This is a genomic window from Streptomyces sp. NPDC050636 (assembly GCF_040654775.1).
In the GTDB taxonomy this organism is placed as follows: Bacteria; Actinomycetota; Actinomycetes; order Streptomycetales; family Streptomycetaceae; genus Streptomyces.
Genome location: NZ_JBFAIP010000008.1, coordinates 1 through 14244, shown reverse-complemented (window position 1 = coordinate 14244; position 14244 = coordinate 1). Strand labels below are relative to the sequence as shown.

13 protein-coding genes are annotated in these 14244 nt (G+C 69.0%); 9 read left to right on the top strand and 4 right to left on the bottom strand.

Annotated elements, in window-relative coordinates; all coding sequences use genetic code 11:
* Nucleotides 1-35 precede the first annotated feature (35 nt).
* Nucleotides 36-353 (bottom strand): hypothetical protein, encoded by a 318-nt coding sequence (locus AB0I10_RS10515; RefSeq protein ID WP_363151982.1) that lies wholly within the window; start codon nucleotides 351-353, stop codon nucleotides 36-38.
* A 230-nt stretch (nucleotides 354-583) separates the two neighbouring features.
* Here AB0I10_RS10515 and rpsF point away from each other — a divergent pair, with 230 nt between their 5' ends.
* From rpsF to rplI, 4 genes are all read left to right on the top strand, one after another.
* Complete coding sequence (gene rpsF, locus AB0I10_RS10510) at nucleotides 584-874, top strand: 30S ribosomal protein S6 (protein WP_003978891.1); 291 nt, start codon at nucleotides 584-586, stop codon at nucleotides 872-874.
* Nucleotides 875-956: 82 nt separating this feature from the next.
* Nucleotides 957-1562, top strand: coding sequence for a single-stranded DNA-binding protein (locus AB0I10_RS10505; protein ID WP_363151981.1), 606 nt, complete (start codon nucleotides 957-959; stop codon nucleotides 1560-1562).
* A 110-nt stretch (nucleotides 1563-1672) separates the two neighbouring features.
* The gene (gene rpsR, locus AB0I10_RS10500) at nucleotides 1673-1909 is read left to right on the top strand and encodes a 30S ribosomal protein S18 (protein WP_003978893.1); all 237 of its coding nucleotides are present in this window, start codon (nucleotides 1673-1675) and stop codon (nucleotides 1907-1909) included.
* Nucleotides 1910-1927: 18 nt separating this feature from the next.
* Nucleotides 1928-2374 carry a 50S ribosomal protein L9 gene (gene rplI / locus AB0I10_RS10495; RefSeq protein ID WP_363151980.1) on the top strand — a complete coding sequence of 149 codons (447 nt, stop codon included), beginning with the start codon at nucleotides 1928-1930 and terminating at the stop codon, nucleotides 2372-2374.
* A gap of 88 nt (nucleotides 2375-2462) precedes the next feature.
* On the opposite strand, the gene AB0I10_RS10490 is transcribed toward rplI, so the two are convergent.
* The gene (locus tag AB0I10_RS10490; protein ID WP_363151979.1) at nucleotides 2463-3323 is read right to left on the bottom strand and encodes a trypsin-like serine protease; all 861 of its coding nucleotides are present in this window, start codon (nucleotides 3321-3323) and stop codon (nucleotides 2463-2465) included.
* A gap of 40 nt (nucleotides 3324-3363) precedes the next feature.
* Complete coding sequence (locus tag AB0I10_RS10485) at nucleotides 3364-4701, bottom strand: MATE family efflux transporter (protein WP_363151978.1); 1338 nt, start codon at nucleotides 4699-4701, stop codon at nucleotides 3364-3366.
* A 464-nt stretch (nucleotides 4702-5165) separates the two neighbouring features.
* Between AB0I10_RS10485 and dnaB the strand changes: the two genes are divergently transcribed.
* Complete coding sequence (gene dnaB, locus AB0I10_RS10480; RefSeq protein ID WP_363151977.1) at nucleotides 5166-7685, top strand: replicative DNA helicase; 2520 nt, start codon at nucleotides 5166-5168, stop codon at nucleotides 7683-7685.
* A 234-nt stretch (nucleotides 7686-7919) separates the two neighbouring features.
* Here dnaB and AB0I10_RS10475 read toward each other — a convergent pair whose 3' ends face one another.
* The gene (locus tag AB0I10_RS10475; protein WP_363152120.1) at nucleotides 7920-8807 is read right to left on the bottom strand and encodes a ferredoxin; all 888 of its coding nucleotides are present in this window, start codon (nucleotides 8805-8807) and stop codon (nucleotides 7920-7922) included.
* A gap of 400 nt (nucleotides 8808-9207) precedes the next feature.
* Between AB0I10_RS10475 and AB0I10_RS10470 the strand changes: the two genes are divergently transcribed.
* From AB0I10_RS10470 to AB0I10_RS10455, 4 genes are all read left to right on the top strand, one after another.
* Complete coding sequence (locus tag AB0I10_RS10470) at nucleotides 9208-10371, top strand: MerR family transcriptional regulator (protein ID WP_363151976.1); 1164 nt, start codon at nucleotides 9208-9210, stop codon at nucleotides 10369-10371.
* 53 nt (nucleotides 10372-10424) lie between these two features.
* Nucleotides 10425-11117, top strand: a complete 693-nt coding sequence (locus AB0I10_RS10465) for a hypothetical protein (protein WP_363151975.1) — start codon at nucleotides 10425-10427, stop codon at nucleotides 11115-11117.
* A 328-nt stretch (nucleotides 11118-11445) separates the two neighbouring features.
* Entirely contained in the window at nucleotides 11446-12801 is a 1356-nt protein-coding gene (locus AB0I10_RS10460) for a serine hydrolase domain-containing protein (protein ID WP_363152119.1), read from the top strand.
* A gap of 183 nt (nucleotides 12802-12984) precedes the next feature.
* Nucleotides 12985-14124, top strand: coding sequence for an aminotransferase class V-fold PLP-dependent enzyme (locus AB0I10_RS10455; protein WP_363151974.1), 1140 nt, complete (start codon nucleotides 12985-12987; stop codon nucleotides 14122-14124).
* The last annotated feature ends 120 nt before the right edge of the window (nucleotides 14125-14244 follow it).

Here is a 14244-nt window from a genome sequence, read left to right as displayed (position 1 = left end):
ACGTGCTTGGGTTCGAATGCGCCCTTGCCCGTGCGCTACCCGAGGACGCCGCCGAAAAGGCCGCCGTGTGCCATGCCGAGGAAGAAGCCGACGGCTGATGCCCCGAGCCCGATGATCAACAGGAAGCGTTCACCTGTCGTCGACGAGATGAACTGGCCCCAGAGACCGGTGCCGATTCCGATCAGGCCTGCCCAGGAGCTGACCAGGTGCAGGCTGGAAGAGAGAGTCGTGAAGATGGCGAGCGCGCCGAGGGCCACCGTCACAAAAGCCACGGTGTTCTCGACGGGATGCTCCTTGCCGTCGCTGTTGAGAAGCGAGAGCAGACTGCGCTGGGTCCGTGCTGCCTGTGCCATGCGGCACCTCCGATGACAGGGCGGCGCACTGTAACGCCGCTCACACCCGTTGCGTTCCAGATTGAGGGGTACAGCGCTCGGATTTCAACCGGAAGCCCTGAGGCAGGTACTCTGTACGGTCTGCGCCCATGTCTGTCCGGATGATCCGGGCGGGCTCGGTGCGGAACGCATCATGACCCTCCTGCCACGGAACGACCGTGGCCGCTGAGTCCAAAGGAGGTGGGTTCTACATGCGTCACTACGAGGTGATGGTCATCCTCGACCCCGATCTCGAGGAGCGCGCTGTCTCCCCGCTGATCGAGAACTTCCTCTCCGTCGTCCGTGAGGGCAACGGAAAGGTCGAGAAGGTCGACACCTGGGGCCGTCGTCGTCTCTCGTACGAGATCAACAAGAAGCCCGAGGGCATCTACTCGGTCATCGACCTCCAGGCCGAGCCTGCGGTCGTCAAGGAGCTCGACCGTCAGATGAACCTGAATGAGTCGGTCCTCCGGACCAAGGTCCTCCGTCCCGAGACCCACTGACCGCGTAAGCGTTCAGCGGTAACCGGGTCCGAGTAGCAGCAACACCAGCAGCCAGCAGCACACCCGCCGAGAGGTTCCCCTAATGGCAGGCGAGACCGTCATCACGGTTGTCGGCAATCTTGTCGACGACCCCGAGCTGCGCTTCACCCCGTCCGGTGCGGCGGTCGCGAAGTTCCGCGTCGCGTCCACTCCCCGCACTTTCGACCGTCAGACCAATGAGTGGAAGGACGGCGAGAGCCTGTTCCTGACCTGCTCGGTGTGGCGTCAGGCGGCGGAGAACGTCGCCGAGTCCCTCACGCGGGGTACCCGCGTGGTCGTGCAGGGCCGTCTCAAGCAGCGGTCGTACGAGGACCGCGAGGGCGTGAAGCGCACGGTCTACGAGCTCGACGTCGAGGAAGTGGGCGCGAGCCTCAAGAACGCCACGGCCAAGATCACCAAGACCAGTGGTCGCGGTGGCCAGGGCGGCGGCTTCGGCGGCGGCGGTCAGCAGGGCGGTGGCGGCCAGGGTGGCGGCGGCTGGGGCGGCGGCCCCGGTGGCGGCCAGCAGGGCGGCGGCGGTGCTCCCGCCGACGACCCGTGGGCGACCAGTGCTCCTGCCGGCGGTGGCCAGCAGGGTGGCGGCGGTGGCTGGGGCGGTGGCTCCGGCTCCGGCTCCGGCGGTGGCTACTCGGACGAGCCGCCTTTCTAGGTCCGTACAGCTGCCTCGTCTCAGCGCTGTTTCACGTGAAACAGCGCGGCGAAACGGCCAGGGCCTTGAGGGCGTCAGCACAAACTTCTTGAACTCACTGGAGAGAGACAATGGCGAAGCCGCCTGCTCGCAAGCCTAAGAAGAAGGTTTGCGTGTTCTGCAAGGAGAAGATCTCCTACGTTGACTACAAGGACACGAACCTGCTGCGGAAGTTCATTTCCGACCGCGGCAAGATCCGTGCCCGCCGAGTCACCGGCAACTGCACTCAGCACCAGCGTGACGTCGCCACGGCCGTGAAGAACAGCCGTGAGATGGCGCTGCTGCCCTACACGTCCACCGCGCGATAAGGGAAGGGTGACCGACTCATGAAGATCATCCTCACCCACGAGGTCTCCGGCCTCGGCACCGCCGGCGACGTCGTTGACGTCAAGGACGGTTACGCCCGTAACTACCTGGTCCCGCGTGGTTTCGCGATCCGCTGGACCAAGGGTGGCGAGAAGGACGTCGAGCAGATCCGTCGCGGTCGCAAGATCCGCGAGATCGCCACGATCGAGCAGGCCACCGAGGTCAAGGGCCAGCTTGAGGGCGTCAAGGTGAAGCTGGCCGTCCGCGCCGGCGACGCCGGCCGCCTGTTCGGCTCCGTCACCCCGGCCGACGTCGCCTCCGCGATCAAGGCTGCCGGTGGTCCGGACGTCGACAAGCGTCGCGTCGAGCTCGGTACGCCGATCAAGACCCTGGGCGCGCACCAGGTCTCCGTGCGTCTGCACGCCGAGGTCGTTGCGAAGCTCGGCGTCGAGGTCGTCGCCGCGTAATCGCAGCATCGCAGCACCACGCCGAAGGGCCGCACCCCGCTGATGGGGTGCGGCCCTTCGCCGTGCGCAGGTCTCCGGAAGTCCGGGATCAGTCCTCGTCCTGGGCGTGCTTGTAGAGCGCCGCGATGTCGTCGTCGAAGTACGCGGCGTAGGAGACATCGTCCTGGTCGCCGCCGCCTTCATGGCCGCCGAGGACACCGATGACCGTGCCGGTGTGGCTCTTGGGGTCGTAGTCCGCCAGCCAGGGGCTGCCGCTCGTACCGCCCTCGAAGTCGGTGCACTGGACGCGCAGCTGGGTGTCGCTGAACTTCGTGGTGCGGTTCTGGCAGGAGATCGGGGTGTTCCGGCTGGTGGGGTAGCCGGTGATCTTGACTTCGTTGTCGAAGCCGCGGTCGATGCCGAGGGTGTTGGCGCCCAGGACGTCCTGGATCTGCTCGCCGTCCTTCTTGTCGAGAAGGAGGAATGCGACGTCGAGATCCTCGTCGTTCGACTTGGCCCAGCGGTCGTCGACTATCACCTTTTTGACCTTCCACAGGCCGGTGGGCTCGTTGCCGTCGCGGTAGTCAGGAGCGAAGACGAGATCGTCCACGGGTGCCTTGGCGTCGCTGTCGTAGGCGCAGTGGGCCGCGGTGATGAGCATGTTCCGGCCGGGGCTCTGTACGACGCTGGCGGTGCAGAAGTGGTCGCCGGAGTCGTCCTTCTCGAAGACCGCGCCGACCCGGGCGTTCTGCTCGGTCCTGCGCGGCGTGTACGCGTTGCCGTCGTCGGCTGGAGCCGTCGCGGCGGGATCCTGGTCCTCGGGATCCTGGCCGGACTCGCCGGACTTACCGAAGCTGCTGCGGCCGCCGCTGACCGTACCGGCCTGGTCCGCGGCGGAGCCCACCATGACAGCTGCCCCGATGACGATCAGCATCAGGGGCAGCACGGATTTCCTGGCTAGCGGGCGCACACGGTCATTATCGACAAGCAACTTGCTGTTACGGGTCGGTTCAGCGGGAGGCCCCGGTCACAATCCACCGGCCCGATCGGGTGCGCAGCCACAGCGTCAGCATGCGCACCGTCATCATCAGCGTCATGGCCCACCAGAGGGCGACAAGTCCGCCGCTGAGGGTGGGTACGGCCAGCGCCACCGGTGCGAACAGGGCGAGTGTCACCACCATCGCCCACGCGAGATACGGCCCGTCCCCCGCGCCCATCAGGACACCGTCGAGTATGAAGACGATTCCGGAGATCGGCTGGCTGACCGCCACGACCAGGAGAGTGGTCAGCAGCGGGCCCTGCACGGCAGGGTCGGTGGTGAAGAGGGGGATGAACAGCGGCCGGGCGAGGGCGACCAGCAGGCCGAGGACCAGACCGGAGGCAATGCCCCACTGCACCATGCGGCGGCATACGACTTGGGCGCCATCCCGGTCCCCCGCCCCGAGATAGCGCCCTATTATGGCCTGTCCGGCTATGGCTATGGCGTCCAAGGCGAAGGCCAGCAGCGACCAGAGAGTGAGCACGATCTGGTGGGCGGCGACCTCGGCGTCGCCGAGCCGGGCGGCGACGGCGGTGGCGATCATCAGCACGGCGCGCAGCGAGAGGGTACGGACCAGCAGCGGGACGCCGGCCTGTGCGGAGGCGCGGATCCCGGCCGCGTCGGGGCGCAGAGAGGCGCCGTGGCGCCGTGCGCCGCGGACCACGACGACGAGGTAGGCGGCGCCCATGGCGCACTGGGCGATGACGGTGCCCCAGGCGGAGCCCGCGATGCCGAGGCCGGCGCCGTAGACCAGGCCGACGTTCAGTACCGCGTTTGCAGAGAATCCTCCGATTGCCACGTACAGCGGGGTCCTGGTGTCCTGGAGGCCGCGGAGCACGCCGGTGGCGGCGAGCACGACGAGCATCGCGGGGATGCCGAGGGCGCTGATGCGCAGGTAGGTCGTGGCATACGGGGCGGCGGTGCCGGAGGCGCCGAAGGCTTCGACGAGCCACGGGGCGGTGGGCAGCACGGCCGCGATGACGGCGGCGCCGAGGAGGAGGGCGAGCCAGATGCCGTCCATGCCTTGGCGGATGGCGGCGGGGAGATCGCCGGCGCCGACTCTGCGGGCGACCGCTGCGGTGGTGGCGTAGGCGAGGAAGACGAAGACGGAGACGGCGGTGGTCAGCAGCGCGGCGGCGACGCCGAGGCCGGCGAGCTGGGAGGTGCCGAGGTGGCCGATGACGGCGCTGTCGGCCATGACGAAGAGGGGTTCCGCGACGAGGGAGCCGAAGGCCGGCAGGGCGAGTGCGATGATCTCTCGGTCGTGGCGGCGGGCGGTGCGCCGTGGCGTCGCGGGAGCCAGTGTCATGCGGTCAATCTAATCTTCCACAGGTAAGAGATGCAACAGACTAGTGATCCTTACTTTCCGCTGTGCGGAGTTGCCTTCTGCGTGGCGTTTGTCGCGATCTTGAACAGGTTGCAGAAGTTTTTCTCCCCCACAGCCTATGGATGAGAAAACCGCAGGTCAGAGACTTGGGGACGGGCTGATTGTGTGCTTGTCCACAGAAGTTTCCCCCGTGCCGTGCACAGGATCCTGGGACTTCTCCACAGCTATGGGGCGGTCATCCACATGGCCTGTGGATAACCAGATTGGCGGACGGTGCCGGCGGGCCTACCGTGGTCCGGCACCCGCCGCCTGTTCCGGCCTGAGAAATCGTCCGAACTCGACGCGCCGTAGCCGGAGTCGGGCGTCTCGATTGTCAGAGCTGTGCCGTAAGAAAGAAGAGCACAGCAAGGTCCGCGTCGCGGACGGGAGGAGGTGCCGGGGTGAGCATGCCCGAGCCCATGGAGGACCCCTGGGCGGACTCCGGTCCGAGCGATCGGCTGCCGGCCCCCCGCTCCCGCCGAGGTGATGGCAAGGGCCGCGGTCGCGGTGACCGACAGGACCGCGACGACGACGGCGGCTCCTGGGCCGGCGGCTTCGAGCGTGTGCCCCCGCAGGATCTGGATGCCGAGCAGTCGGTGCTCGGCGGCATGCTGCTGTCCAAGGACGCCATCGCGGACGTCGTCGAGGTCCTCAAGGGTGAGGACTTCTACCGACCGGCCCACGAACTGGTTTTCCAGGCGATTCTCGACCTGTACGCCAAGGGCGAGCCGGCCGACCCGATCACCATCGCCGCGGAGCTGACCAAGCGCGGGGAGATCGCGCGGGTCGGCGGGGCCTCGTATCTGCACACCCTCGTCCAGTCCGTGCCGACGGCCGCGAACGCCGAGTACTACGCCGAGATCGTCCACGAACGTGCCGTGCTGCGCCGCCTCGTCGAGGCCGGCACCCGGATCACGCAGATGGGATACGCCGCGGACGGCGACGTCGACGAGATCGTCAACAGCGCCCAGGCGGAGATCTACGCCGTCACCGAGCAGCGGACCAGCGAGGACTATCTGCCGCTCGGCGACATCATGGAGGGCGCCCTCGACGAGATCGAGGCGATCGGCTCGCGCCAGGGCCAGATGACCGGTGTGCCCACCGGTTTCACGGATCTGGATTCGCTGACGAACGGCCTGCACCCGGGCCAGATGATCGTGATCGCGGCCCGCCCCGCCATGGGTAAGGCACTGGGCCTCGACACGCCGTTGCCGACCCCCACGGGCTGGACGACGATGGGCGAGGTCAAGGTCGGGGACTTCTTGCTCGACGCCGACGGGAAGCCGACCCGCGTGGTCGCCGCTACCGATGTCATGGTCGGTCGCCCGTGCTACCAGGTCACATTCGACGACGGCACGACCGTCGTGGCTGATGCCGAGCACCAGTGGCTCACCGATACGCGCGCCTCCCGCGCGGCTGCCCAGGAAGGCGGATCCGGCCGGCGATCGCGCCCCTCGGTCAAGACGACCAAGGAGATCGCCGAGACCGTCCGCACCCTCACAGCCGACCAGCGGATGAACCACTCCGTGGACAACGCTGCTGCTCTTGAGCTGCCGGAACGGGATCTGCCCGTGCTGCCGTACACGCTGGGAGCGTGGCTGGGGGACGGACACTCTGCCTCGGCAAGGACCAGCGGCGCCGAGGCGGGGGCCGTGTCGGCGCCGGTTCCTCAAGCCACGTGCGCCGATTGCGGAGTTCCCTGTCACTCGCCTTCCTCAAAGCCGCGCTGCTTCAGGTGCACGCAGAACCACGACACACTCCAGGCTGCTCTGCGGACCATGGGCGTCCTGGCGGACAAGCACATCCCGGAGGACTACCTGCGCGGCTCCATCGCGCAACGGAGAGCCTTGCTGGCCGGCTTGCTCGACGCCGACGGGACCGTCACGAACGCCGGGTGCGTCCAGTTCGCCTCCACCAGCCAGGTCCTTGCCGAAGGCGTCCGCGAGCTGGTCGTGAGCCTCGGCTACCGCTGCGGCGTCTCGGTCGAGCGGGTCAAGGGGCGGACCGAAGCCTCGTCCACCGCGTACCACATCGACTTCACCACTTCCGACGTCGTCTTCGGGCTGGCGAGCAAGCAGCGCGTTCACGAGGAACGCCGGCGTCCCGCTACGCCCCCGCTGAAGCAGAGGTTCATCGAGGAAGTCCGGGAGATCACAAGCGTTCCGGTCCGCTGTGTGCAGGTGGACAACGAGGCCCACATGTACCTGGCCACCCGGTCCATGGTGCCCACGCACAACTCCACCCTCGCACTGGACTTCGCGCGCGCCTGCTCGATCAAGAGCAATCTGCCGAGCGTGATCTTCTCGCTCGAAATGGGGCGCAACGAGATCGCGATGCGTCTGCTGTCGGCCGAGGCCCGGGTGGCGCTGCATCACATGCGCTCCGGCAGCATGACGGACGAGGACTGGACGCGGCTGGCACGCCGGATGCCGGATGTCTCGGCCGCGCCGCTCTACATCGACGATTCGCCGAACCTGTCCATGATGGAGATCCGTGCGAAGTGCCGCCGCCTCAAGCAGCGCAATGAGCTGAAGTTGGTGGTCATCGACTATCTGCAGCTGATGCAGTCCGGTGGCTCGAAGCGGGCCGAGAGCCGCCAGCAGGAGGTTTCGGATATGTCCCGAAACCTCAAGCTGCTGGCGAAGGAACTGGAGCTCCCGGTGATCGCGCTCTCCCAGCTGAACCGTGGCCCCGAGCAGCGTACGGACAAGAAGCCGATGGTCTCCGACCTGCGTGAATCCGGTTCGATCGAGCAGGACGCCGACATGGTCATCCTGCTGCACCGCGAGGACGCCTACGAGAAGGAGTCCCCGCGCGCCGGCGAAGCCGACCTGATCGTGGCGAAGCACCGTAACGGTCCCACGGCGACGATCACTGTGGCGTTCCAGGGCCACTACTCGCGGTTTGTGGACATGGCGCAGACGTGAGCGATCGCTGTAGACCTCATTTCCCGTTTCGGAATCTCACGACCAACGTCGGATGGATGCCGGATACGACATCGCCGTGAGACCGGCTGGAAGCTGCGGACGGCCAGCGTCACACCCTGACAGGAACGCGACGCTTGGCACCGGGCCGGCCTGGCGGCGATCACACGGATCGGCTCTGAGGTCCAAGCCGACCGCCAGCGGACGCAACGCGTCGAGCCTCCGGCTGTCTGTTGCTCACCAGCGCATTGCCGTGAAGTCGACCGGTCGAGGCCGCAGTGCACGGGTGCGACCGGTCAACGTCCGGACGCGCTCGGCCATTTCGGCCGCAGGCAGGCGCTTTCGGGAGCCGTGTCCGGGCAGCAGCCACTCGAAGTGGAGCCGGTCGGCGGTGCGGGCCAACGATGCTGCCAGTTCTTCGATGGAGTACCAGGTGACGTTCTCAGCCACCTCGATATCGTCCGTCGAACGTGACCAGTAGAAGCTGTCGCCGCTGAAGCAGTAACGCTCGTCGGCGACGTAGAGCACGCTCCCCCTGGTGTGGCCGGGGAACGGATGGGCGAGTACGCCGTCGGCGATTTCCACGGTGTGAGTGCCGCGCAGGATGCGATCGGCGTCGGGAGCGGCGTCCAGGTCGCCTTCGTGGATCCACAGCCGGGCTCCGAAGCGGTCGGCGTAGCGGCGGCCGTGCGCTGCATGGTCCCGATGAGTGAGGAGCACGTCGGTGATGGAACCGAGCGTCTCGTACCGAGCGGCCAGGTCTTCGCTCCAGCGAGGGGTGTCCACCATCATCAGGTTCCCCGAAGGGCGCTGTAGGAGGTACGAGTTGGCGGCGGCGGTGTGTGGAGAGTTGTGCCCGCAGAGAGAGACGGTGTCGTCGAGGCGCATGGGAAAGGGGTCCAGCGCCGGATCCAGCCGATGCGAGGAATGCCGGATGGAGCGGGTGTGGCAGGCGAACGCAGCGGCGTGCAGCCGGCGCTCCTCCGCCTCGCTGTGCGGCTGACGCAGGATCTCGGAGCGTCCGCCGACCTCGCTGATCAAGCCCGGCGCGAGTTGCCTGGCGACGTCGCAGTTCGTGCAGCGATCGTCTACGTACCATCCGGCCCCTTCGGGTGCGGTCGTCATTGCCCCAGCGGTCCCCTCGGCTGATGTGGAGTGGTCAGTGGGTGCGTCATTCACGGCGTGACTCACTTCTTGTACGGCTTGTACCGGTGTCTCGTAGCAAAGGGGTATCCCGGCCGCTGATAAAAGTGGAAGGGGCGTCGGCCCTTGTTTCTGCTGGTTGCTGCGGTTCTGCCGTGAGCGGGTTTTGGCGCAGGCATGACAAAAATGACCATCGGCGTCACCGACCTCGTCAACCGCGTCAATGTCACCACCAAGCAGATAGGTCACCACCAAGCAGATAGCGAGCCCGCAGCCCTGGGAGTGACATCGACCTGCGGGCCGGGCGGATCGGGTCCGCCCCGACGGCTCCGGACGACGTCGCTTTGACCTTCAGGTTGGTTGAAGCTCGACAATCCCGTTCATGGACGACGACACCGAAGAACTGCTGAGCATCGGCGTGTTTGCGCGGCGGGCGGGCCTGACGCCGAGTGCGCTGCGGTTCTACGACGACTGCGGGGTGCTGCGGCCGGCTCGGGTGGATGCCGTGACGGGCTACCGGTACTACGCGGCGGGGCAGGCGACCCGTGCTGTGCGGCTGCGGCGGTTGCGGGAGGCGGGGCTGCCGCTGGTGGATGTCGCGATCGTTTTGGACGGGTCCGGGGAAGCGGCACGTGGTGTGCTGCGGGCGCATCTGGAGCGGACGCGGCGGACGGCGGACGAGGCGCGGGCGGTGGTCGACGGGTTCCTGGGCGAGGTGGCGGCGGACGAGGGAAGCTGCGGGATCCAGGCGCGGGCTCGGGTGGGCGGTGCCGAACTCGCCAGCGCGGTACGGCAGGTGGGGCCCGCGGCGGCGGTCGGGGCGGCGCGGGACGAGTTTCCGGTGCTGGGCTGTGTCCTGCTCGAACTCGTCGATGGCGAGGTGCGGTTGGTGGCGACGGACCGCTATCGGCTGGCCGTGCGAGTGCTGCGGTCCGCGGTATTCGAGGGTGGGCCGCGGCGCGTGCTGATCGGTGCGGAGGCTGCGAGGGGTCTGGCGGAGTGGGCCGTGCGGCAGGCGACGGTCGACGTGGAGTGTGCGGCGGACGGGCGCGGGATCCTGCTGCGGAGCGGGGAGGACTGCTGGGAGGTGGTGGAGGGCACCGGCGGTGGTGGGGGTGTTGGCAGCGACGACGGGGCGTTTCCGGACTACCGGTTGATGCTGGACGGGCTGGAGGCCGGGCGGCACCGAATCATCGTCGACCGGGGCGGGCTGCGGGACGCCGTCGCTGGGCGGGCCGGTGTGGTGGTGCTCGGTGGGGGCGCAGATGACGCGGCGGGGCACGAGGCAGATCAGGAGCTTGAGGTGGCGGGCGGGGAGCGGGCTGCCGTCCGGCTGCGGGCGGTCCGCACGGGGCCGGCGCTGCGGATCGCCTTCGACCCCGCAGTACTCGTGCCCGTGCTGGAGGCCGGAGTGGGGCCCGATGTGCTGCTGGAGATCGCTGCGGCGGACCGGCCCGTCCTGGTCCGTTCCGCCGACCAGGGGAGTTTCACGACGTTGGTGATGCCGGTGAGCGAGTGTGCCGATGCCGGTCGCACCGCGGAATGAGCGTGCGGACAGGGCGCGGGGGACGACTGATGGCTGATGAGCGGAGAGGGCGGATGGATCCGGAACTGCCTGTTGTACGGCTGTGCGTTGAGGGCATGGAGGCCGAGGCGGAGGGGCGGCCCGATGTGGCACAAGGCCTCTTCCAACGGGCCTGGGACATCGCCGCTGATGACTACGAGGCGTGTATCGCCGCGCACTATCTCGCGCGGCACCAGAGCACGCCCGAAGACACGCTCCGCTGGAACCAGGAGTGCCTGGACCGGGCCGACCTGGTGGGCGACGAGCGGGTGCGGAGCTTCTACCCGTCGCTGTACGTGAACATGGGTCAGGGCCACCGCGAGCTCGGCCAACCGGCCCTGGCGCATGCGTACTTCATGCAGGCCCTGGAGCGCATGCACGAGGTTCCCGAGGGGCATTATGGCCACTGGATCCGGTTCGCGATCGCCGAGGGCTTGCGGGGCACGGCATCGGTGGCGGACTCCGATTGGGAGGGTGATTCCGGCAAGCGGCGGGCCTTCGACGAGGGCATCGACGGGCGTGTGCGGGAGCTGCTGGCACGGTGGTGTGCCCGGGCCGATCTCAAGGCGCTCGGCCTGACGCTCCCGGCCTATCTCGGCTACCTGGGTACCGACGAGGACCGTATGCGGCTGCGGACCGCGCTGCACTCGGTGCATGCGGCACGCTGGCTGCCGGAGGACGAGCAGACGGTGCTGGGTGACGTGATCGGGGCGCCTGCGCTGCGGTGACGACGGAGGGTAGGCGATGGCCGGATCGGAAGGCTCGGCCCGCCGGGCCGATGGCGCTGGTGTCGGGGGCGGCGGCCGGGAGAGGGTGATCCGCGGCGGGCGTCCGCCCGCCGATGAGTTGTACCGGCCGTCGAGGAGCGCTATGACCATTGCACCGTCCGCGGAGTCCCATGAGCACGAGCCGCGGGAAGACGGGGTGCCTGATGTCCGGAATGCCAGGGTGCCCGATGTCCGGGCGGCCGAGGCACCCGATGTCAGGGAGCCGGCACGGAGACCCGCCGACGGATGGGCGGGGACGGCCGATACGCCGGACGCGTTCGAGGAGCTGATGCCTGAGACACGGCGGGCGCTGCTGCGGCGATTGGCGATCGGCCAGACCGAGGGGCGGGCGCCTTCGATGATGGGGGCGGTCGTCCGCGGCGGGCGAGCGAGGTGGACGGGCGCCCGGAGCTCGGTGGAGGGGGAGGTGCCGCACGGCGACGTGCAGTACCGGATCGGTTCGATCACCAAGACGTTTGTGGCGGTGATGGTGCTGAGGCTGCGGGACGAAGGGCTGCTGGGGCTTGCGGACCCGATCGGCGAATACCTGGAGGGCACTCCGGTGCCGGACGCCACGATCGCTCAACTGCTCTCGCACAGTTCGGGGTTGGCGGCGGAGGCGCGGGGGCCGTGGTGGGAGCGGACGCCGGGCGAGCTGCGGCCCGAGCAGGGTGATCTCTTCGGCGAGCGGCCGGTGCGCCTGCCGGCCGGACGGCGGCACCACTACTCCAACCCCGGCTATGCGCTGCTGGGCGCGCTCGTTGAACGGCTGCGGGGAGGCACGTCGTGGGGCGAGGTGCTGCGGCGCGAGGTGCTGGAGCCGCTGGGCATGGACCGTACGACGCTGCGGCCGCAGATGCCGCACGCGGGCGGCTGGGCGGTGCACCCGTGGGCCGATGCGCTGCTGCCCGAACCGGCCCAGGATACCGGGCTGATGGGCCCGGCGGGCCAGCTGTGGTCCACGCTGGAGGACCTGTGCCGCTGGGCGGCGTTCCTGTTGCGGGGCGATGAGCGGGTGCTGGGTGAGTCGAGCGTCGCCGAGATGCGGACGCCGGCGGTGCCGCCGGAGGGCGACGGCTGGGACGCGGGCTACGGCCTGGGGTTGCAGCTCGTACGGAGGAGCGGGCGGCGGCTGGCGGGGCACACCGGCTCGATGCCGGGTTTCCTGGCGTCGCTGTGGATCGACGTCGAGGAGGACGTTGCCGGAATCGCCCTGGCCAACTGCACCTCGGGGCCCGCCGTCAGCGCCGTGGCCGCCGACCTGCTGGAGCTCGTGGCCGACCGCGAGCCGAGGATTCCGGAACCGTGGCGCCTGCTGCCCGGCCCGCTGGACCAGGAACTGCTGGCGCTGACCGGGCCCTGGTACTGGGGGGCGAATCCGTTCGTGCTGCGGTTGAGGGCCGAGCGCGGGTTGGAGCTGGTGCCACTGTCGGGGGCGGGGCGTGCCTCGCGGTTCCGGGCGGAGCCGGACGGCACCTGGACCGGGCTCGACGGCTACTACGCGGGGGAGACGCTGCGGGTGGTGCACGCCGAGGACGGTTCGGTCAGCCATCTGGATCTGGGGACCTTCGTTCTTACCCGTGGACCGTACGAGCCCGCCGGGCCGGTACCGGGTGGGGTGGATGCCGAGGGCTGGCGGGTGTGAGCGGGCACGGCATGGCAGGGAAGACGGAAGGGCGGAGTCCCCGAAACCCGGTGCCGGTGGGGCCGGTGTCCGTCGGGCCCGGGAGCGGGGCTCGGGCCGTACGGGTGTCGTAGGCGGACGTACAGTCGGGCGAGTTGTCCGGAGCCGCCCCGGCGGGTGGCTCGCTACCGCTGGAAGGCCACTGTGACTGTCGAGACCGCGAACTCCGACGCCCCGGTTCTGCTTGACCTGCCGCCGCTCGACGCGGCCCACTTCGCGCGGATCGAGGACAAGGTCGCAGCGCTGCTGCGCACCCGCTGCGATGTCGTGGCAATGCAGGGCGAGGCGTTGCTGCCGCTGGAGGCCTGTATCCGCTCGGCCGTACGCCCCGGCAGCACCGCTCTCAACATCATCACCGGCCCGTACGGCGAGACATTCGGCGGCTGGCTGCGCTCCTGCGGCGCCGAGGTCGTCACCATATCCGCGCCCTTCACGGGTGCGGTGAGCCCGCAGCAGGTGGCGGACGCGCTGCGGGAGCACCGTGAGATCGACTTTGTGAGCCTGGTGCACGCTGAGGCGGCGACCGGCAACACCAACCCGGTCGCTGAGATCGGCGCGGTGGCGCGTGAGCACGGGGCGCTGCTGATGCTGGACGCGGTCGCGTCGGTCGGCGCCGAGCCGCTCCTCACCGATGAGTGGGGCGTGGATCTGTGTGTCATCGGCGGGCAGAAGGCACTGGCCGGACCGGCCGGTGTCTCCGCGGTGTCGGTCAGCGCCCGTGCCTGGGAGCGCATCGCGGCCAATGAGCAGGCGCCGCGGCGCTCGTACCTCTCGCTGACGGACTGGAAGGAGCGCTGGATCGACGGCGGACGCACGGTCCTGCCGCACGCTCCGGCACAGCTGGAGATGCTCGCCCTGGAGCAGGCCGTGGACCGTGTCGAGTCCGAAGGCCTGGACATGGTCATCAGGCGGCACCGTGCGGCCGCAGCGGCGGTCCGTGCGGGTGTACGGGCGCTTGGCGGGCCGGTGCCGTATGTGATCAGGGACGAGGACGCGGCACCGGCGGCGACGACGGTTCGCGCTCCGGTGGACCTGGACGCCCGCGAGGTGGTGTCCGCCGCGCTCGCCGCCGATGGCTCGGTGCCGCTGCAGGCCGCTGCAGGCGCTCTGGCCAAGGAAATGATCCGTGTGAACCACTACGGTCGCGCTGCGGACCGCGCTGTGGTGCTGGCCTCGCTGGCGGCCCTGGCCGCCGGGCTGCGGGCGCTGGGTGCGGATGTGGAGGAGGACGCGGCGACCGGGGCGGCGGGCGCGGCGTGGGATGAGGTACTCGCCGTGCGCTGAGCGGTGTTGCCGATGGATGTCGCGGGGTGGGGTCGCGTTTCACGTGAATGGGCGCGATTCTGCCTGTCCTTCCTTATCTTCTGGGCGCAACGGCAATCTGGCCGGCGGTGGCGCTCGCGC